This window comes from Streptomyces sp. NPDC048434, from assembly GCF_043200375.1.
GTDB lineage: Bacteria > Actinomycetota > Actinomycetes > Streptomycetales > Streptomycetaceae > Streptomyces.
The window spans coordinates 72,557-90,732 of record NZ_JBICXQ010000009.1 but is presented as its reverse complement, the minus strand read 5'-3'; the positions used below and the strand labels follow the sequence as shown (position 1 = coordinate 90,732).

Genomic DNA, 18,176 nt, shown 5'->3' with positions numbered 1-18,176 from the left:
GCGACAACGCTGCTACCTCAAGCGTGCTTCAGGTCAAGCCCCTGATCCCGCTCGGCCCGTGTGCCGGTGTGCAGACCGCGCACCACGACGAGGCCCACCACCAGCACCACGCCCGCCGCGATCCGGTAGCCCAGCGCCATGGCATCGGTGAACGCGGTGGCCACCGCGGCGCCGTGTCCGGTACCCGAGGCGAAGCGCACGGACAGTACGGTGCCCACCACGGCGATCCCCAGCGCCGCGCCCAACTCCCGCGCCGCGCCCTGGAGTCCGGAGCCCATTCCGGAGCGCCGGGCCGGTACGGACGCCACGATCGCATGCGACAGCGTCGGCATCGCCAGCCCCGCACCGACCGACATCACCAGGAGAAACACCAGGTAGCGGACGTACGGAGTGTGGGCGTCCGTGATGGAGAGCAGCAGCAGGCCGGCCGCGATCAGCGCCAGTCCGGCGCCGACCGTCCTGGCCTCGCCGGCCCGTTGCGCCCCGCGCATGCCGTACTTCGTCACCGCCATCATCCCGAAGGCCAGCGGCACGATGGCGCAGCCCGTCTGCAGCGGTGAGTACCCCTTCACGTACTGCAGGAACTGCGCATTGACGTAGAAGAGCGCGAACATCCCGAAGAAGGTGACGGCGATACCGATGCTGCCGGCGCGCAGCCGCGGCAGCCGGAACAGCCGGGGGTCCAGCACCGGGTGCGCGGCCCGCAGCCCGTGCCGTACGAACACCGCGAACACCACCACCGCCAGGGCGAAGGCGCCGGTCACCGGGACGGAGACCCAGCCCAGGCCCGGTCCTTCGATGATGCCGAAGAGCAGCGCCGCGGCGCCGAGGACCAGCAGCGCCGAGCCCGGCAGATCGAGCGCCGCGGTCTGCCGGGGAACCCGGGGCGCGGCCGTGGCGACCCAGATCAGCAGGGCCAGGGCCACGGGTACATACCCCCAGAACAGCCCCTGCCAGGGCAGGTATTGCAGGATCAGCGCGCCGCCCGCGTTGCCCGCCATCCCGCCGATGCCGACCGCCGTGCTCCAGGCGGCCACCGCCCCGGCCTTGCGGTCGGCCGGGGCGGAGTGCAGCAGTACGGACATGGTGGCCGGCACCAGGAGCGCGGCGCCGGCGCCGGAGAGGGCGCGGCCCGCCAGCAGCACCGGCAGCGCGGTCGCCAGCGCGCTCAGCAGCGCGCCCGCGGCGAACACCCCGAGCCCGGTGAGCAGTACGCCCTTGCGGCCCACCCGGTCGCCGAGCGCACCGGCCGGGATCAGCAGCCCCGCGAAGACCAGCACATAGGTGTCGACGATCCACAGCAACTGGGCGGGCGAGGGGTGCAGCCCGCTCGCGGCGATCTTGGGTATCGCGAGATTCATCGCGGCCACCAGCGACTGCGCCACCAGCACACAGGCACACATCGCGGCCGTCACCGAGCGCCGCCGGGCCGGGGCGTCAACGGGCGTGGGAGGGGAGTCCGGAGGAGAAACGGTCGAGGTCATGGCAGGGACGCTAGAGTCCTGGTGAGTTGACCTCAAATGCAAGGTATGCACTCCATGATTGCGCGAAACGCAAGCATCGACCTCAACCTGCTGACGGCGCTGGACGCCCTGCTGGAAGAGGAGAGCGTGACCGAGGCTGCCGACCGGCTCGGGCTCTCCGGACCGGCCATGAGCCGCGCGCTCGGCCGCATCCGCCGCACCATCGGCGACCCCGTCCTGGTGCGGGCCGGCCGCCATATGGTGCCCACCCCGCGCGCCCTGGAGATCAGGGCCGAGGTGCGCCGGCTGGTGGAGGCGGCGCACGGTGTGCTGGCCCCGTCCGCGCCGGCCGACCCGGCCGAACTGGCCCGGGTGTTCACCCTCTACGCCAATGACCTCTTCGTCACCGCCCTCGGACCGCGGCTGGTCGCCCGCGTCGCCGAGGAAGCCCCGCAGGTCGTGCTCCGCTTCCTGGGTGAGAGCCATCTCGATGTGCCGCTGCTGCGGGACGGCGCGGCGGACCTGGAGCTCGGCGTCATCGACAGCCGCGAGCCGGAGATCCGCAGGGAGGAGCTGTTCGTCGACGACATGGTTGCGGTGGTGCGCGAGGGGCACCCGCTGACGACCGGGAAACTCACCGCGCGCCGCTTCGCCGGCGCACCGCATCTCAACTTCTCCCGGCGCGGCCGGCTGACCGGCCCCCTCGACGCGGCGCTCGCCGAACGCGGGCTGCGGCGGACGGTGATCGCCACCGTCCCGACCTTCGCCGCCTCGCTGATGATGGTCAGGGACAGCGATGCGGTCGGCCTGGCCAACGCACGGGCCGGAGCCTCGACGGTCCGCGGGCTGGGGCTGCGCACCCTGCCGATTCCGTTCGCGCTGCCGCAGGTGACCATGGAGATGGCGTGGCACCCGCGCCACGAGGCCGACGCCGGGCACCTCTGGCTGCGCTCGACGGTACGGAAGACGGTGCGGGAGCTCCTGCGGGGCCTGCCGCCCGACGAGGGCTGAACGCCGCGCGGCGGCTGTGGTGTTGACGGCCGTCAGCGGTCCACGGGCGGCCCGCCCGCCGCGCCGAAATCGACCATGAAGCGGGTGAACAGCCGGGCGAACGCGGCCCGTTCGGCGCCCGGCCAGTCCCGGGTCACCCGCGCCACCACGGAGCGCCGGAAGGTGTGCACGGACTCCAGCAGCTCCCGGCCGTCCGGGGTGACGGCCAGCAGGGTGCGCCGGCCGTCCGTCTGGTCGGCCTCCCGGCGGAGGTGACCGGCCTGCACGGCAGCCGCCACCAGCTTGCTCGCCCGCGGCTGGTCCACCTGGAGCGCGTCCGCCACCTCGCGCACCCCGGCCGCCTCCCCGCGCTCCTCGGCGGCCTCGACGACATCCAGCACATCGAACGCGGCACCCCCCGGCACCGGCACCCCGGCCTGCCGCTCCGCCCGCCGTGCCAGCGTCCGGCGGGCGGCGCTGCGGCGCAGGGCCACCATGGCGCGCTCGATCGCCGCAACCTCCGCAGCGGCATCGCCGGCCGCCCCGTCCCGCTCCGCGTCGTGCATCCGCACTCTCCTCGCGCTTGCCGCTCCGGATAACCCGTTGCCCCGCCGTTCCGGGAGAAGCATACTCAGGGACAGGTACTTGTCATTCTGCATATATCTGCCGGAGAGGCGGCCCTCATGACCACCACACCGCTCAAGCCCATCGGCTACTACCTCAAGGCACTCGACACCCTGATCAATGAGGACTTCGCCCACGTCCTGTCCGCACACGGGCTGACCCGGCGCGACTGGCAGGTGCTCCACAGCCTGGCGCTCCAGGGCCCGCTCGCCCGGCCGGTGCTGGCCCGGCTCCTCGAACCCTTCCGAGATCCGGGATCGCGCACCCTCGACGAGGTCACCCGCACCCTGGCCGCCCGAGGCCGGCTCGTCACCGACGGTGACACCCTCGCGCTCACCGCGGCCGGCCGGCGGATCCATGCCGAGGCCGCCTCCCTGGTCGACGTCAGCCGCGCCCGTCTGATGCGCGGACTCACCGAGGACGACTACCTCCGCACCGTGACCGTCCTCGACCGGATGACCGCCAACATGGCGTCCGAGGCCTGACGGGAGGCAGGGCGGCTGCATCGCCGTACGCGCGGCGCCGGCCGGCGCGTGCGCGGCCCGCTGCTCGACGTGCACCGGGAGCCGGGATCCGCACCGGCACGGGGTCCTCCCGACGTGGGGCGCAACGAATCACCGCATCATCCCTTGAACGCGCAACGAATCGTCCCTCGGCGCGCAACGGTGGCGGCTTGTCCGGCATCGTCGGCGGACCGTACCGTCAATGCGTCCGCCCGCACCGTCCTCGCCGAGGGGTTCCATGACGTCGCTGCACACCGCCCTGCTCCAGAGTTCGGGCCGGCCCGGCGATGTCGCGCACAATCTGCGGGTCCTCGACGACGCGGCCCGCTCGGCCGCGGCGACCGGCGCCGGGCTGCTCGCCTGCCCCGAGCTGTTCCTCACCGGCTACGCCATCGGCGACGAGGTCCACCGCCTCGCCGAGACCGCCGACGGTGACAGCGCACAGGCCATCGGGAAGATCGCCGCCGAGCACGGCATCGCGCTGCTCTACGGCTACCCGGAGCGCGCCGCGCAGGACGAGCCCGACAGCGCCGCGGTGTACAACTCGGCGCAGCTCATCGGCCCGGAGGGCGAGCGCCTCGCGAACTACCGCAAGACGCATCTCTTCGGCTGCTTCGAGCACGAATTCTTCACCCCGGGGGAGCAGGCCGTCGTCCAGGCCGAGCTGGCCGGCCTCCGGATCGGCCTGCTGATCTGCTACGACGTGGAGTTCCCGGAGAACGTCCGGGCCCATGCGCTGGCCGGCACCGATCTGCTGCTGGTGCCCACCGCGCAGATGCACCCCTTCCAGTTCGTCGCCGAGTCCGTCATCCCGGTCCGCGCCTTCGAGAACCAGATGTACGTCGCGTACGTCAACCGGGCCGGCGCGGAGGGCGAGTTCGAGTTCGTCGGCCTCAGCTGCCTGGCCGGCCCGGACGGTGTCGTCCGAACCCGCGCCGGCCGCACCGAGCAGCTGGTGCGGGCCGAGGTCGACCCCGCCTTCCTGAAGGAATCCCGGGCCGACAACCCCTATCTGCACGATCGCCGGCTGGAGCTGTACGGCCCGCTGACCTGAACCGACCCCGCCCGACCCCCACTGATCCGCCGCAGGCCGGCGCACCCCGGCCCGCGCTGCCCTGCCTGCTGTGCCCTGTCTGCAAGGAGTCCGCCCCCGATGACGTCCACGGTGCCCACCGCCGCCCACCACGCGGATGCCCAGCCGCCGATCACCATGTTCGGCCCGGACTTCCCGTACGCCTACGACGACTTCCTCGCCCACCCGGCGGGCCTCGGCCAGATCCCCGCGATCGAGCACGGTAAGGAGGTCGCTGTCATCGGCGGCGGCCTGTCCGGCATCATCTCCGCCTATGAGCTGATGAAGATGGGCCTCAAGCCCGTCGTCTACGAGGCGGACCGAATAGGCGGCCGGCTGCGCACCGTCGGCTTCGAGGGCACCTCGTCCGACGCCGCGGGCCTGACCGCCGAAATGGGCGCGATGCGCTTCCCGCCGTCCTCGACGGCGTTCCAGCACTACATCGACCTGGTGGGTCTGCAGACCGAGCCGTTCCCCAACCCGCTGGCACCGGACACTCCGTCGACCGTCGTCGACCTCAAGGGCGAGTCGCACTACGCCCGGACGGTCGATGATCTCCCCGAGGTCTACCACCAGGTCATGGACGCCTGGAACGCCTGCCTGGAAGAGGGCGCGGACTTCTCCGACATGAACCAGGCGATCCGCGAGCGCGATGTCCCGCGCATCCGCGAGATCTGGTCCCGGCTCGTCGAGAAGCTCGACAACCAGACCTTCTACGGCTACCTCTGCGACTCGACGGCCTTCAAGTCCTTCCGCCACCGCGAGATCTTCGGCCAGGTCGGCTTCGGCACCGGCGGCTGGGACACCGACTTCCCCAACTCCATCCTGGAGATCCTGCGGGTCGTCTACACCGAGGCCGACGACCACCACCGCGGCATCGTCGGCGGCAGCCAGCAGCTGCCGCTGCGGCTGTGGGAGCGGGAGCCGGCCAAGATCGTGCACTGGGCGCCGGGCACCTCGCTGTCGTCGCTGCACGAGGGCACGCCCCGGCCCGCGGTGACCCGTCTCCACCGCACCGCCGGCAACCGCATCACGGTGACCGACGCCGACGGCGACATCCGCACCTACGAGGCCGCCGTCTTCACCGCGCAGTCCTGGATGCTGCTGAGCAAGATCGCGTGTGACGATTCGCTGTTCCCCATCGACCACTGGACGGCGATGGAGCGCACCCACTACATGGAGTCCAGCAAGCTCTTCGTGCCCGTCGACCGGCCGTTCTGGCTCGACAAGGACGAGGACACGGGCCGGGACGTCATGTCGATGACGCTGACGGACCGGATGACCCGCGGTACCTATCTGCTCGACAACGGACCGGACGAGCCCGCCGTCATCTGCCTCTCCTACACCTGGTGCGACGACAGCCTCAAGTGGCTGCCGCTGGACGCGAACGAGCGGATGGAGGTCATGCTGAAGTCGCTGTCGGAGATCTATCCGAAGGTCGACATCCGCAAGCACATCATCGGCAACCCGGTCACCGTGTCCTGGGAGAACGAGCCCTACTTCATGGGCGCCTTCAAGGCGAACCTGCCCGGCCACTACCGTTACCAGCGGCGCCTGTTCACGCACTTCATGCAGGACCGGCTCCCCGAGGACAAGCGGGGCCTCTTCCTCGCGGGCGACGACATCTCCTGGACCGCGGGCTGGGCCGAGGGCGCCGTGCAGACCGCACTCAACGCGGTGTGGGGCGTGATGCACCACTTCGGCGGGACGACGGATGCCACGAACCCGGGACCGGGCGACGTCTACGACGAGATCGCGCCGGTCGAACTCCCCGAGGACTAGGGCGTGTCTTTCGTGTCCTGACCCGCAACGTGGTGGATGCGTGGGTCTTGCTCAACGGCGAAGACCTCCGATGTGGTGGAGCTGTCCAGGAACAGACCGCACTCGGAGGTCTTCGTGTGTTCACCCGCAGCACACTGTGCACCGGCTCCTTGCGGCCCCGCTCGGCGGCCAGCTCCTGCAGCCGCTGCGTGGCGAGGGCCTCGGCGCCCATGCCGAGCGGCATCCAGCCGTCCGCCCGGTCGACCAGACGGCGCAGCGCGCGCGGGCTGTTGGCGGGCAGCAGGATCGGGATCGGCCGCTTCGGCTTGGGGCCGACGATGGACGGGGCGATGGTCGTCAGCTCCCCTTCGTACGCCACCGGGTCCGGGCCCCACACCGCGTGGCAGACGTCGATCAGCTCGTCGAGGACCTTGCCGCGCTTCTCGAACGGGGCGACGGCCGCGGCCGCGTACTCGTCCAGCGACCAGCCCGTGCCGAAGCCCGCGACCACCCGGCCGCCGCTCGCGGCGTCCAGCGAGGCGAGGGCGCGGGCCAGTTGGAAGGGGATGTGCAGCGGGGCGACCAGCACGCTGGTGCCGAGCCGCGCCCGCTCCGTGGCGGCCGCGGCCAGGGCCAGCGTCACCAGCGGGTCGGCCACCGAGCGGTAGGCGTCGGGCCAGGGGAGACCCGGGATGCCGTACAGCCCCTGGGAGGCGGGCTCGGGGAACAGGATCCGCTCGAAGACCCAGAGGCTCTCGTAACCGGTCTCCTCCGCGGCCCGTGCCACGCCGGGAACGTCACGTCCGATGGCGTACTGCCGCATCTGCGGAAGGCCCAGACCGAGCCGAATGGCCATAGCTGCACTCCTTCGTATCAGCCCCCTGGGCCAACGTAGCGTCGGCGTACGGAGGTTCAGGGGACTCGCCGCGACGCGGCGGCCGGGCGGTGGGCAGGATCAGCCGGGCAGCGGAGTCAGCAGCATCCGCCCGACCAGGCCCACCCCGGCATCCAGCCGCTCGGCGAACTCCTCGGCCACCTCCGGCAGCCGGCGTACGCTCCACAACGCCCTGGCCGCCACCCAGGCGCCGTCCCTCGCCTTGTCCAGGCTCCACGAGCCGATCAGATGCGTCAGCGGATCGGCGACGTCCAGCACATCGGGGCCGGGCATCAGCCGCTCGCGGATCCGCTCCTCCAGGCTCGTCAGCACCCCGCCGACCCGGTCGAAGTCGGTCTCCAGCGCGGCCGGTTCGCACTCCAGCGCCCGGCACGTGTCCAGCACGGCCAGCGCCAGATCGTGGCCGATGTGTGCGTTGATCCCGGCCAGAGCGAACTGCAGCGGATGCACTCCCGGGTGGCGGCGGAGCTGGAAGAGCGGCCGCCAGCAGGCCGGCGGCCGCAGTCCGGCGGCCGTGGCATCCACCGCGTCGAAGTACCGCCGCGCGAAACGGACATCCAGCTCGCCGGCGGCCGCCGGGTCCTGGAACGCGCCGTCCCCGATCCGCCGCGCCACGGCTTCGGTGACGGCCAGATAGACCCCGTTGAAGACGGCCACCCCGTCCTCGGCGGGCAGCGCCGCGGCCAGCGCCCGCATCCGGGTCAGTACCTCCGTCACCTGTGGGGCGGCCGTGGATCCCGGGCCGGCCGGGGGCCGGGCACCGGTGCCCACGGACGGGTCCGGGCGGCCACGGACGTCATAGCGCTGAGTCGTCGTCATCCACTCAGCGTGACATCTCGGTTACGGACGGAGAGGTTTGCTCGCGGTCCTTGACCGGAACGGGGGAACGAACGGCGCGCCTGGTTGTGGCGCGTTCCCCGCTCCGCCCCGGGCCCCTGCCCGACGCCGCCCGGTCAGTCCTTGTCGTACGACGAGGTGCCCTCGTCCAGCAGCGGCGGCTGCGGCTTGAGATGTGCGGGGGCAAGGGCGCGCAGTGCGTGGTAACCGGTGAGCACCACGATCGTGCCCAGGGCGATACCGCTCAGCTCGAAGTGGTCGCTGACCTTCAGGCTCACCCCGCCGACGCCGATGATGACGCCCGCGGCGACCGGCACGAGATTCAGCGGATTACGCAGATCCACCTTGTTGTGCACCCAGATCTGGGCGCCGAGCAGGCCGATCATGCCGTACAGGATGACGGTGATACCGCCCAGCACCCCGCCGGGGATCGCGGCAACCACGGCGCCGAACTTCGGGCACAGGCCGAAGAGCAGGGCGAAACCGGCCGCCGCCCAGTATGCGGCGGTCGAGTAGACGCGGGTGGCCGCCATCACGCCGATGTTCTCGGAGTAGGTGGTGTTGGGCGGACCGCCGAGCGCGGTGGAGAGCACCGAGGCCGCGCCGTCGGCGGAGATCGCGGTGCCGAGCTTGTCGTCCAGCGGGTCGCCGGTCATCTCGCCGACCGCCTTGACGTGTCCGGCGTTCTCCGCGACCAGTGCGATCACGACGGGCAGCGCGACCAGGATCGCCGACCACTGGAAACTGGGCCCGTGGAAGTGCGGCAGACCGATCCAGTCGGCCTTGCCGACCGCGGAGAAGTCCAGCCGCCAGTGATCGGTGACCTTCCCCGCGCCGTTCACCGAGTGGATCATCCCGAAGCTACGGTCGAAGACCCAGGAGACGGCATAGCCGAAGACCAGCCCGAGGAAGATCGCGATGCGGGACCAGAAGCCGCGCAGACAGACCACGGCGAACCCGGTGAACAGCATGGTCAGCAGCGCCGCCCACTGATCCTGCGGCCAGTACGTACGCGCCGTCACCGGCGCCAGGTTGAAGCCGATCAGCATCACCACCGCGCCGGTGACCACCGGCGGCATCGCCGCGTGGATGATCCGCGCACCGAACCGCTGGACCGCGACGCCGACGAGGAACAGCGCGACACCGACGACCAGGACCGCTCCGGTGACGGTCGCGCTGGTGCCGCCCTGCGCCCGGATCACGGCGGCCACTCCGACGAACGAGAGCGAGCAGCCCAGGTACGAGGGGATCCGGCCGCGGGTGGCCAGCAGGAAGATGACCGTCGCCACGCCGGACATCATGATCGCGAGGTTGGGGTCCAGGCCCATCAGCACCGGAGCGACGAAACTCGCGCCGAACATCGCGACGACATGCTGCGCGCCCAGGCCCACGGTGCGCGGCCACGACAGCCGCTCATCCGGTCTGACCACTGCCCCAGGGGCCGGGTTGCGCCCGTCGCCATGCACGGTCCAGCGCACGCCGAGGCCCATGACTGCTCCACTTCTTCACACGGTGATGACCGGGCAATGTTAGTGCGGGGTAAATCCGCTCCATCCCGGTGCATCCCGGTTCGTGGTCGCTATGTCCTGCGTCACTGGTCCATGGCCACTGCTGCATGGTCCGGCCCGTGACCACCACGCCCAGCATCCCGGCGGACCAAGCATTCTAAGCAGCCGCTTACGATGGCTCCGGCTCATCACATGAGCACCACCCGCACCACTAGCACTATCCGCATCAACAGCGCCGACCGGCGCACCCAGACCCCAGGAGCACCACCCGTGAGCGTCGAATCCCTGCCGACCACCACCGTCCCGTACGGCGAACTGGTCCCCGTCACCGTCCACTTCGATGACCTCGACGCGCTCGGCATGCTCCACAACTCCCGCTACCCGCTGCTGGTCGAGCGCGCCTGGGCGGAGTACTGGCACGGTCATGGCTTCGGCTTCGACGGCGACTGGGCCGCCGCGGGCGACATGTGCAACGTCATCAAGGAGATGCATGTCTCCTACGAGCGTTCGGTCACCCGGCCCGGCCGCTACACGGCGCACGTGTGGGTCGAACGTCTCGGCCGCACCGGCCTCACCTACGGCTTCCGGCTCTGCTCGGCGGATGGCACCGAGACCTACGCCCACGGCCACCGGGTGCTGGTCCGCGTCGATGCGCAGACACTGCGCCCCACTCCGTGGTCCGACCGCGCCCGGAGCATCGCCGCGCAGCTGCTCCGGCCGGCGGCGTCGGACGCGGGTGCCGAGGCGGACGCGGCCTGAGCCGTCGGCGATCCGGCGCGGCCGGGCTCAGGACCGTTCCAGATCGCCGGTCACCGCGGGGGTGCTGCCGGACGCCGTACGGCACGGCACCCGCAGCACCCGCGCACCCACCACCAGCCCGCACGCCAGCGTCGTCACCAGCGCGAACGACACCGTCAGCGACGTCGCCTGGGCGATCCCGCCGATCGCGGACGGGGCGATCAGCCCGGAGGTGTAGGTGATCGTGGCGACACCCGCGATCGCCTGGCTGGGCGCCGGACCGCTGCGCCCGGCGGCCGCGAAGGCCAGCGGAACCACGACCGCGATCCCGAGGCCCATCAGGCCGAAGCCGGCCATCGCCAGGGCCGGATGCCGGGCCGCGATGATCAACAGGCCGCCGGCCGCGGCCAGTACCCCGCCGGCCCGCACCGTGTGCACCGCGCCGAAGCGGGCCACCACCTTGTCCCCGGCCAGCCGTGCGGCGGCCATCGTGCAGGCGAAGGCGGTGGTCGACGCGGCGGCCAGGCCCGCATCGGTGCCCAGTGCGTCGCGGAGGTAGACCGCCGACCAGTCCAGACCGGCGCCCTCCGCGAAGACCGCGCAGAAACCTATCGCCCCGATGACCAGCGCCGACTTCGGCGGCAGCGCGAAGCGCGGCGGCGGATGCTCCTCGGGGGCGCTGCGCAGATCCAGTACGCCCTGGCAGGCGAGCGCGCCGAGCAGCGTCAGCACGAGCGCCGCACCGGCCAGATGGAGCCGGGCGTCCCACTCGGCGTGCGCGGCGACGGTGCCGGCCGCCGAGCCGAGCAGGGCGCCCGTACTCCACATGCCGTGCAGCCCCGACATGATCGGCTTGCCGAGCCGGTCCTCGGTCTCCACGCCCAGCGCATTCATCGCGACGTCCGACATCCCGGAGGCCGCGCCGTACAGCAGCAGCGCCGGGCACAGTGCGTACAGCCCGGGGGAGAGGGCGGGCAGGACCAGCGACAGGGTCCACAAGGCGAGCAGACCGCGCAGTGCGGTGCGGGCGCCGAAGCGGTGGCTGATCCGGCCGGCCAGCGGCATCGCCAGCGACGCGCCGATCGCGGGGAAGGCGAGGGCCAGGCCGAGTTGGCCCGGTGAGATGCCGGTGTGGTCCTGGATCCACGGGATACGGGTTGCGAAGTTGCCGGTGACCGAGCCATGAATGAGGAACACCAGGGCGACGGACCGGCGCGCGCGGCGCAGCTCGTCGCGGGGGAGTGGGGTGACGTCGTGGGGGACACCGGTGCCGACCATGAGGCGTAAACTATCAGGAACCCTGCCTGATAATAAGGGCGTCGGTCCGACAGGATGAAAGAATCCCGCCATGCATGCACCGCGCGCGGCAGCGGCCGGCCGCACCGCCTCCCCGGCCACCGCACGGCTCATCAACGATCGCCTCGCACTGCAACTCCTGCAGTCCGAGGGCTCCTTGACGGCTGGCCAGCTCAAGTCGCTGACCGGCCTGTCCCGGCCGACCGTGGCGGACCTCGTCGAACGCCTCCAGGAGGCCGGGCTGATCGCGGTGGTCGGCGAGAGCGGTGCACAGCGGCGCGGGCCCAATGCCCGGCTCTACGGGATCGTCGCCGACCGGGCCCATCTCGTCGGCCTCGATCTGCGGACGCACAGCGTCACCGTCGCGGTCGCGGACCTCCTCGGCGAGGTACGCGACGAGCGCACCGTCCCCATCGGCCCGGACGACGCGCCCGACGCGGCCGTCGCCACCGCCCTCGCCGTCGTGGACAAGGCCCTCGCCGCGGCGGGCGGGCACCCTCCGCACACCATCGCCGTCGGCGCCCCCGGCCTGGTCGACCCCGCCACCGGGCGGCTCGGCGGTACCGACTGGATCCCGTCCTGGCATGCCACGCTGGTCGGCGCGCTGCGCGCGCGGCGCGCCGTACCCGTCCTGCTGGAGAACGAGGTCAATCTCGCCGCCATCGCCGAGCAGCGCGACGGCGCGGCCCGCGACCGCGAGACCTTCGTCCTGCTCTGGCTCGGCCATGGCACCGGTGCCGCGGTGGTCCTGGACGGCACGCTGCGGCGCGGCGCCTCGGGCGGCACCGGCGAGATCGGCTTTCTGCCCGTCCCCGGCACCGCCGCACTGCCCTCGGCGAGCGGCTGCGACGGCGGCTTCCACTCCCTGGCAGGCTCCGCCGCGATCTGCGCACTCGCGGCGGAACACGGCCTGTCCGCCGGGGCCGGGGCGGCGAACGCGCCCTCGCCCGACGTCGATGCCCCGCCCGCCGAAGCCGTTGTACGGGCCGCGGTGTCCGCCGGCGACGCCGGTGCGGCCTTCCTCGATGCGCTGGCCGCGCGGATCGCCCTCGGCGTGGCGGCGGTGTGCGCCGTGCTCGACCCCGGGTGTGTCGTCCTCGGCGGGGAGATCGGCCGTGGCGGCGGCGAGGAGCTCGCCGGCCGGGTCACCGGGCATCTGGCCCGGCTCTCCCCGCTGCGCACCGAGGTACGCGCGGGGGCGGTCGGCGGGCGGGCGGTGCTGCGCGGCGCCGTCCTCGCCGCGCGCGACGCCGCTCAGAACGAGCTGTTCACGTCAGCGGGTTGAGCCGGACGGGCCCCTGTGTGGACGTCAACTGCCTGCTCCACACGGTGAGTTGCGGTGCCGTGAGCAGGGGGAGCCGGCACCGCCGTCGGGGCACCGGCCGGATGCGCCCCGCCGCTGCCGACCGCTCCGGGCCACCGCGGGCGGCTCCGGGCGGCTCCGGGCGCTCCGTCATCGCCGCGCCCCGTCCCCCGCGCGCTCCGCGAGAAACTCCGCATAGGTCCGCCGGCCATCGGCGTGCTCAGGGGTGAGGTTGCCGCCGCGGCGCAGTGCCGCGGCGCCGGTGCCCGGCAGCCACAGCGGCATCATCAGCCGGCGCCGCCCACCCGCCTCCAGCGTGGCCCGTACGAGATCCCGGGCGTCCAGCACCTCGGGGCCGCCCATGTCGGTGACCCGCCCGGCCGGCTCGCCGACCGCCAACTCGGCCAGCCGGGCGGCGACTTCACGCACCTCGACCGGCTGCACCCGTACGCCTGTCGGCACCGGGAGCACCGGCGACCGGGCGCCCGCCTTGATCACGTCGAGCACGAGATTGTGGAACTGCGTCGTCCGCAGCACCGTCCAGCCGATACCGGAGTCCTCGATCAGACGCTCCACGGCGAGCTTGGTGCGGTAGTAGCCGATCGGGACCCGGTCCACGCCGACGATCGAGATGTACACCAGGTGCGCCACGCCCGCCGCCTTCGCCGCCTCCACGAGCTGCCCGGCCGCCTCCGTGTCACCGCCGGCCGGCGTCGAGGCGCAGTGCACGATCGCGTCCACGCCCGTCACCGCCTCGGGCAGGCCCGTGCCGTCGCGCAGATCGACCGCGTACGACCGCGGCCGCGGCCGCGCCGTGCCGGTGTGCGGCCGCCGGCTCAGCGAACGGACGTCATGGCCGTCGTCGAGCAGCCGGTCGACCAGGACCCGCCCGAGCGTGCCCGTGCCGCCGGTCACCAGAATTGTCGCCATCGGGGATCAGTCCTTGAGGGGAGTAGGGACGCGTACCTCTCCGTTATGACGAATCACGCGCGCCGTCTGTGACAGGCGGCGCGCCGGACGCTGTGAGGCAGCCCACAGCGCTTCGCCCGCATGGGCGACTACCGGGCGTGGCAGACTGAAGCTGTACTGACATAAAAGCAGCAGCGCACTCCGGGGTCGGTGTAATTCCGAACCGGCGGTAACAGTCCGCGACCCGTCCGCAGCCAGCGGCCGGTTGAGCAGGTGAAATTCCTGCACCGACGGTGAAAGTCCGGATGGGAGGCAGTGCGCGGCGGGCCGGCTTCGGTACACCGCCGTCGGCGGCGCGTCCGGATTTTTTCCGGACGGGTTCTCCCTTTCCGGCGCGGTGTTCCCCGTGGAGTTGTTCCGCTTTCTGTCGTCCAGACAGCCCCGGAGTCCGTGCCCTGAGAGGCAGGAGGACCCGGTGGCCACCGCAGCCCCCGTCGAGACCGCGGCGATGCGCCGAGCCATTGAGCTCGCCACGCGCGGCCTCGGGCACACCAGCCCCAACCCCGTGGTCGGCTGTGTCGTCCTGGACTCCGCGGGCCGCACGGCGGGCGAGGGCTGGCACCGGCGGGCCGGCGGGCCGCACGCCGAGATCCATGCGCTGCGCGCCGCGGGCGAGCGGGCGCGGGGCGGCACCGCACTGGTCACCCTCGAACCCTGCAACCACACCGGCCGCACCGGCCCCTGCGCCCAGGCGCTGATCGACGCCGGGATCGCCCGTGTCGTCTATGCGGTCTCCGACCCCGACCCGACGGCCACCGGCGGCGCCGTCACCCTGGCCGACGCCGGGATCGACGTCGAGGGCGGACTCCTCGCCGACGAGGCCGCCGCCGGCAACGAGGCCTGGCTGACCTCGGTCCTGCGCCGCCGCCCCTTCGTGCTGTGGAAGTACGCCGCCACCCTCGACGGCCGGATCGCCGCCGCCGACGGCACCAGCCGCTGGATCTCCTCATCCCAATCGCGCGCCGATGTGCACCGGCTGCGGGCCGCCGCGGACGCCGTCATCGTCGGCTCCGGCACCGCCCGCGCCGACGACCCGCAGCTCGGCGCCCGGATCAGCGGACTCGCCGACGACGAGATCAGCCAGCCGCTGCGGGTCGTCGTCGACTCCGGCGCCACCGCCGTCAAGGCCGGCGCCCGCGTGCTGGACGGGTCCGCGCCCACCCTGATCGCGGTCACCGAGGACGCCGACACCGGCCACCTCGAAGGCCTCGCCCCGATCGTCCGGCTGCCGCGCGCCGCCGACGGACGCGGGCTCTCCATCCCCGCACTGCTCCATGCGCTGTACGAGCGCGAGGTGCGCTCCGTCCTGCTCGAAGGCGGCCCCACGCTCGCCGGGGCCTTCCTCGCCGCCCAGGCCGTCGACAAGGTCGTCGGCTATCTCTCCCCGGTGCTGCTCGGTGCCGGACCGGCGGCCGTCGGCGACGCCGGAATCACCACCATCGCCCAGGCGTTGCGGCTCGACGTGACCGACACCGAACGGCTCGGACCCGATCTGCGCATCACCGCCACCCCCATCCGCCACGCCCTCCACGAGGAGAACTGAAGTGTTCACCGGAATCGTCGAAGAACTGGGTGAGGTCGTCGCTGTCGAGGACCTCGGTGACTCCTCCCGCTTCCGACTGCGCGGCCCCGTCGTCACCGAGGACGCCAAGCACGGCGACTCGATCGCCGTCAACGGCGTCTGTCTGACCGTCGTGGACACCGCCGACGGTGAGTTCACCGCCGATGTGATGGCCGAAACGCTTCACCGCTCCAGCCTCGGCGCGCTGGCCGCCGGCTCACGCGTCAACCTGGAGCGCCCGATGGCGCTCGGCGGGCGGCTGGGCGGACACCTCGTCCAGGGCCATGTCGACGGCACCGGCACCATCGTCGAGCGCACCCCCGGTGAGCACTGGGAGATCGTCAAGATCGCGCTGCCGGCCGCGCAGTCCCGCTATGTCGTCGAGAAGGGCTCCATCACCGTCGACGGCGTCAGCCTCACCGTCGTCGACGCCGCCGACGACTACTTCACCATCAGCCTCATCCCCACCACCCTCGCCCTGACCACGCTGGGCATCAAGAAGGCCGGCGACCCCGTCAACCTCGAGGTCGACGTCCTCGCCAAGTATGTCGAGCGGCTGCTCGGCCGGGGTTCCGCCGAGACCGAGGACCTCGAGGAAATCAAGGAGATGGACCGATGAGCGTCCTCGATACGCTGAACGGCCAGGCCTTCACGGCCTTCGGGCAGCACGTCATCTGGTCGGACATGATCGGCAACACCATCGGTCTGGTCGCCCTGGCACTCGGCTGGCGGCGCTCCATCTGGACCTGGCCCGCGCAGTTCCTCTCCGGCGTGATCCTCGTCGCCGCCTATGCCTCCGCCCACCTCAGCGGCGGCGTCGGCAAGCAACTCCTCGTCATCGTCGTGGCGTTGTGGGGCTGGCGGCAGTGGCAGCGCGGCCGGCAGCAGGCGCAGGACGGCTCCATCGCCGTACGCTTCGCCGGCTGGCGCGAGCGCGGCCTGCTGCTGGGCGGCACCGCCGTGGGCACGGCGGCCGTCGGCACCCTGTTCACCCTGATCCCGCAGCTGTCCTGGAATCCCTGGCCGGACGCCTACATCTTCGTCGGCACGCTCGCCGCGATGGTCGCCCAGGCCCGCGGGCTGGTCGAGTTCTGGTTCGCCTGGCTGCTGGTCGACGTCGTCGGCGTCCCGCTCGCGTTCAGCAGCGGGCTCGCCTTCTCCGGCCTCGTCTACGTCGTCTATCTCGCCCTCGTCGTGTGGGGCATGCGCGACTGGTGGCTGCGCACCCGCGTCGCCGATCGCACCGTCCTGGAAGGAGCAGCGGCATGACCGCACTGCAGAGCTGGTACGACACTGAGGACGCCGAGGCGCTCGCCCTCGACCCCGTCGAGCAGGCGATCGCCGATATCGCCGCCGGCCGCCCCGTGGTCGTCGTGGACGACGAGAACCGCGAGAACGAGGGTGACCTCGTGATCGCCGCGGAGAAGGCCTCCCCCGAGATCATCGCCTTCATGATGAGCGAGTGCCGCGGACTGATCTGCGCCCCCATGGAGGGCCCGGAGCTGGACCGGCTGGAACTCCCGCAGATGGTCGAGCACAACACCGAGTCGATGCGGACCGCCTTCACCGTCTCCGTCGACGCCACCGCCGCACACGGCGTCTCCACCGGCATCTCCGCCGCCGACCGCGCCACCACCCTGCGGCTGCTGGCCTCCGGCGAGTCCGTCGCCGGCGACTTCGTCCGGCCCGGCCACATCTTCCCGCTGCGCGCCCGGCCCGGCGGGGTGCTGGTCCGCAACGGCCACACCGAGGCCGGTGTCGACCTCGCCCGGCTCGCCGGACTGCGCCCGGCCGCCGCCATCGTGGAGATCGCGGGCGAGGACGGCACGATGCTGCGGCTGCCGGAGCTGGTGCCGTTCGCCCGTAAGCACGGACTGTCGATCATCTCCATCGAGGATCTGATCGCCTACCGGCAGTCGTCCGAGCCCACCGTCCGCCGCGAGGCCGAGACCCGGCTGCCCACCGCACACGGCGAGTTCACCGCGTACGGCTACCGCTCCACCGTCGACGGCGTCGAGCACATCGCGCTGGTCGCGGGCGAGCTCGGCGACGGCGAGGACGTCCTGGTCAGGGTGCACTCCGAGTGCCTGACGGGGGATATCTTCCACTCGCTGCGCTGCGACTGCGGCCCCCAGCTGGAGGCCTCGCTGCAGCGGATCACCGAGGCCGGCCGCGGCGTGGTGATCTACCTCCGTGGTCACGAGGGGCGCGGCATCGGGCTGCTGTCCAAGCTGCGCGCCTACGAACTCCAGGAGCGCGGCCGCGACACCCTCGACGCCAACCTGGAACTGGGCCTGCCCGCCGATTCCCGCGACTACGCCGCGGGCGCGCAGATGCTCCAGGACCTCGGGGTGCGCTCGCTGCGCCTGATGACCAACAACCCCGAGAAGTCCGCCGCCCTGGTGCGGTACGGCCTGCAGGTCACCGGCCGGGAGCCGATGCCCGTCAAGGCCGGTGAGCACAATCTGCGGTATCTGCGGACCAAGCGGGACCGGATGGGGCACGACCTGCCCTGGCTGGACCCCGGTGCAAGCACCGTTCCCCAGGCTTCCGAATCCGCGCGGCCGGGAGCGGCCCCCCTCACCGGAGCGGCCGACGCCGCGCCCCCTGTTGGCGCCACCACCTGCGACAACCAGTAGCCACCCGGCAAGATTTC

At 72.1% G+C, this 18,176-nt stretch carries 17 protein-coding genes and 1 riboswitch; of the genes, 10 read left to right on the top strand and 7 right to left on the bottom strand.

Annotated features, from left to right (window positions below; genetic code table 11):
• Positions 1-17: 17 nt before the first annotated feature.
• Positions 18-1,484 carry an MFS transporter gene (locus ACGFWI_RS13125; RefSeq protein WP_393906047.1) on the bottom strand — a complete coding sequence of 489 codons (1,467 nt, stop codon included), beginning with the start codon at positions 1,482-1,484 and terminating at the stop codon, positions 18-20.
• A gap of 54 nt (positions 1,485-1,538) precedes the next feature.
• Between ACGFWI_RS13125 and ACGFWI_RS13120 the strand changes: the two genes are divergently transcribed.
• Positions 1,539-2,474 (top strand): LysR family transcriptional regulator, encoded by a 936-nt coding sequence (locus tag ACGFWI_RS13120; protein WP_393906046.1) that lies wholly within the window; start codon positions 1,539-1,541, stop codon positions 2,472-2,474.
• A 32-nt stretch (positions 2,475-2,506) separates the two neighbouring features.
• Here ACGFWI_RS13120 and ACGFWI_RS13115 read toward each other — a convergent pair whose 3' ends face one another.
• A complete protein-coding gene (locus tag ACGFWI_RS13115; protein WP_393906045.1) occupies positions 2,507-3,019 on the bottom strand; it encodes a MarR family winged helix-turn-helix transcriptional regulator in 513 nt (170 codons plus the stop codon).
• A 117-nt stretch (positions 3,020-3,136) separates the two neighbouring features.
• On the opposite strand from ACGFWI_RS13115, the gene ACGFWI_RS13110 reads away from it, so the two are divergent.
• The 3 genes from ACGFWI_RS13110 to ACGFWI_RS13100 all read left to right on the top strand — a co-directional run bounded on the left by ACGFWI_RS13110 (position 3,137) and on the right by ACGFWI_RS13100 (position 6,434).
• Complete coding sequence (locus ACGFWI_RS13110) at positions 3,137-3,562, top strand: MarR family winged helix-turn-helix transcriptional regulator (RefSeq protein WP_393906044.1); 426 nt, start codon at positions 3,137-3,139, stop codon at positions 3,560-3,562.
• 256 nt (positions 3,563-3,818) lie between these two features.
• Entirely contained in the window at positions 3,819-4,634 is an 816-nt protein-coding gene (locus tag ACGFWI_RS13105; protein ID WP_393906043.1) for a carbon-nitrogen hydrolase family protein, read from the top strand.
• A 99-nt stretch (positions 4,635-4,733) separates the two neighbouring features.
• Entirely contained in the window at positions 4,734-6,434 is a 1,701-nt protein-coding gene (locus ACGFWI_RS13100) for a flavin monoamine oxidase family protein (RefSeq protein ID WP_393906042.1), read from the top strand.
• Here the strand turns inward: ACGFWI_RS13100 and ACGFWI_RS13095 are convergent.
• The 3 genes from ACGFWI_RS13095 to ACGFWI_RS13085 all read right to left on the bottom strand — a co-directional run bounded on the left by ACGFWI_RS13095 (position 6,322) and on the right by ACGFWI_RS13085 (position 9,635).
• On the bottom strand, positions 6,322-7,269 hold the full coding sequence (locus ACGFWI_RS13095; RefSeq protein ID WP_393906041.1) for a TIGR03619 family F420-dependent LLM class oxidoreductase: 948 nt from the start codon (positions 7,267-7,269) through the stop codon (positions 6,322-6,324). The two genes, ACGFWI_RS13100 and ACGFWI_RS13095, sit on opposite strands and share 113 nt — an antisense overlap.
• A gap of 99 nt (positions 7,270-7,368) precedes the next feature.
• Positions 7,369-8,004 carry a DUF5995 family protein gene (locus ACGFWI_RS13090; RefSeq protein ID WP_393906165.1) on the bottom strand — a complete coding sequence of 212 codons (636 nt, stop codon included), beginning with the start codon at positions 8,002-8,004 and terminating at the stop codon, positions 7,369-7,371.
• Positions 8,005-8,261: 257 nt separating this feature from the next.
• On the bottom strand, positions 8,262-9,635 hold the full coding sequence (locus ACGFWI_RS13085) for a uracil-xanthine permease family protein (protein ID WP_393906040.1): 1,374 nt from the start codon (positions 9,633-9,635) through the stop codon (positions 8,262-8,264).
• A gap of 288 nt (positions 9,636-9,923) precedes the next feature.
• On the opposite strand from ACGFWI_RS13085, the gene ACGFWI_RS13080 reads away from it, so the two are divergent.
• Positions 9,924-10,412 carry an acyl-CoA thioesterase gene (locus ACGFWI_RS13080; protein WP_393906039.1) on the top strand — a complete coding sequence of 163 codons (489 nt, stop codon included), beginning with the start codon at positions 9,924-9,926 and terminating at the stop codon, positions 10,410-10,412.
• Positions 10,413-10,439: 27 nt separating this feature from the next.
• On the opposite strand, the gene ACGFWI_RS13075 is transcribed toward ACGFWI_RS13080, so the two are convergent.
• Complete coding sequence (locus tag ACGFWI_RS13075; protein ID WP_393906038.1) at positions 10,440-11,669, bottom strand: MFS transporter; 1,230 nt, start codon at positions 11,667-11,669, stop codon at positions 10,440-10,442.
• Positions 11,670-11,739: 70 nt separating this feature from the next.
• Here ACGFWI_RS13075 and ACGFWI_RS13070 point away from each other — a divergent pair, with 70 nt between their 5' ends.
• On the top strand, positions 11,740-12,972 hold the full coding sequence (locus ACGFWI_RS13070; protein ID WP_393906037.1) for an ROK family transcriptional regulator: 1,233 nt from the start codon (positions 11,740-11,742) through the stop codon (positions 12,970-12,972).
• A gap of 168 nt (positions 12,973-13,140) precedes the next feature.
• Here ACGFWI_RS13070 and ACGFWI_RS13065 read toward each other — a convergent pair whose 3' ends face one another.
• A complete protein-coding gene (locus tag ACGFWI_RS13065) occupies positions 13,141-13,920 on the bottom strand; it encodes an SDR family oxidoreductase (RefSeq protein WP_393906036.1) in 780 nt (259 codons plus the stop codon).
• A gap of 171 nt (positions 13,921-14,091) precedes the next feature.
• A riboswitch (FMN riboswitch) is annotated at positions 14,092-14,222 on the top strand.
• Between the two features lie 185 nt (positions 14,223-14,407).
• Here ACGFWI_RS13065 and ribD point away from each other — a divergent pair.
• Genes ribD through ACGFWI_RS13045 form a run of 4 tightly spaced genes read left to right on the top strand, consistent with a single transcriptional unit; the run spans position 14,408 to position 18,159 of the window.
• Entirely contained in the window at positions 14,408-15,502 is a 1,095-nt protein-coding gene (gene ribD, locus ACGFWI_RS13060; protein WP_393906164.1) for a bifunctional diaminohydroxyphosphoribosylaminopyrimidine deaminase/5-amino-6-(5-phosphoribosylamino)uracil reductase RibD, read from the top strand.
• Position 15,503: 1 nt separating this feature from the next.
• A complete protein-coding gene (locus ACGFWI_RS13055) occupies positions 15,504-16,139 on the top strand; it encodes a riboflavin synthase (RefSeq protein WP_393906035.1) in 636 nt (211 codons plus the stop codon).
• On the top strand, positions 16,136-16,789 hold the full coding sequence (locus tag ACGFWI_RS13050) for a nicotinamide riboside transporter PnuC (protein ID WP_393906034.1): 654 nt from the start codon (positions 16,136-16,138) through the stop codon (positions 16,787-16,789). The genes ACGFWI_RS13055 and ACGFWI_RS13050 overlap by 4 nt, the downstream gene beginning before the upstream one ends.
• Positions 16,786-18,159 (top strand): bifunctional 3,4-dihydroxy-2-butanone-4-phosphate synthase/GTP cyclohydrolase II, encoded by a 1,374-nt coding sequence (locus tag ACGFWI_RS13045; RefSeq protein WP_393906033.1) that lies wholly within the window; start codon positions 16,786-16,788, stop codon positions 18,157-18,159. The genes ACGFWI_RS13050 and ACGFWI_RS13045 overlap by 4 nt, the downstream gene beginning before the upstream one ends.
• Positions 18,160-18,176 lie beyond the last annotated feature (17 nt).

What these genes read in the sequence shown, in the direction of transcription:
- ACGFWI_RS13045 (WP_393906033.1), top strand. Translation starts at nt 16,786, where the DNA reads ATGACCGCACTGCAGAGCTGGTACGACACTGAGGACGCCGAGGCGCTC.
- ACGFWI_RS13070 (WP_393906037.1), top strand. Translation starts at nt 11,740, where the DNA reads ATGCATGCACCGCGCGCGGCAGCGGCCGGCCGCACCGCCTCCCCGGCC.
- ACGFWI_RS13105 (WP_393906043.1), top strand. Translation starts at nt 3,819, where the DNA reads ATGACGTCGCTGCACACCGCCCTGCTCCAGAGTTCGGGCCGGCCCGGC.
- ACGFWI_RS13095 (WP_393906041.1), bottom strand. Translation starts at nt 7,269, where the DNA reads ATGGCCATTCGGCTCGGTCTGGGCCTTCCGCAGATGCGGCAGTACGCC.
- ACGFWI_RS13115 (WP_393906045.1), bottom strand. Translation starts at nt 3,019, where the DNA reads ATGCACGACGCGGAGCGGGACGGGGCGGCCGGCGATGCCGCTGCGGAG.
- ACGFWI_RS13125 (WP_393906047.1), bottom strand. Translation starts at nt 1,484, where the DNA reads ATGACCTCGACCGTTTCTCCTCCGGACTCCCCTCCCACGCCCGTTGAC.
- ACGFWI_RS13065 (WP_393906036.1), bottom strand. Translation starts at nt 13,920, where the DNA reads ATGGCGACAATTCTGGTGACCGGCGGCACGGGCACGCTCGGGCGGGTC.
- ACGFWI_RS13075 (WP_393906038.1), bottom strand. Translation starts at nt 11,669, where the DNA reads ATGGTCGGCACCGGTGTCCCCCACGACGTCACCCCACTCCCCCGCGAC.
- ACGFWI_RS13090 (WP_393906165.1), bottom strand. Translation starts at nt 8,004, where the DNA reads ATGCGGGCGCTGGCCGCGGCGCTGCCCGCCGAGGACGGGGTGGCCGTC.
- ACGFWI_RS13085 (WP_393906040.1), bottom strand. Translation starts at nt 9,635, where the DNA reads ATGGGCCTCGGCGTGCGCTGGACCGTGCATGGCGACGGGCGCAACCCG.
- ACGFWI_RS13050 (WP_393906034.1), top strand. Translation starts at nt 16,136, where the DNA reads ATGAGCGTCCTCGATACGCTGAACGGCCAGGCCTTCACGGCCTTCGGG.
- ACGFWI_RS13100 (WP_393906042.1), top strand. Translation starts at nt 4,734, where the DNA reads ATGACGTCCACGGTGCCCACCGCCGCCCACCACGCGGATGCCCAGCCG.
- ACGFWI_RS13120 (WP_393906046.1), top strand. Translation starts at nt 1,539, where the DNA reads ATGATTGCGCGAAACGCAAGCATCGACCTCAACCTGCTGACGGCGCTG.
- ACGFWI_RS13110 (WP_393906044.1), top strand. Translation starts at nt 3,137, where the DNA reads ATGACCACCACACCGCTCAAGCCCATCGGCTACTACCTCAAGGCACTC.
- ribD (WP_393906164.1), top strand. Translation starts at nt 14,408, where the DNA reads ATGCGCCGAGCCATTGAGCTCGCCACGCGCGGCCTCGGGCACACCAGC.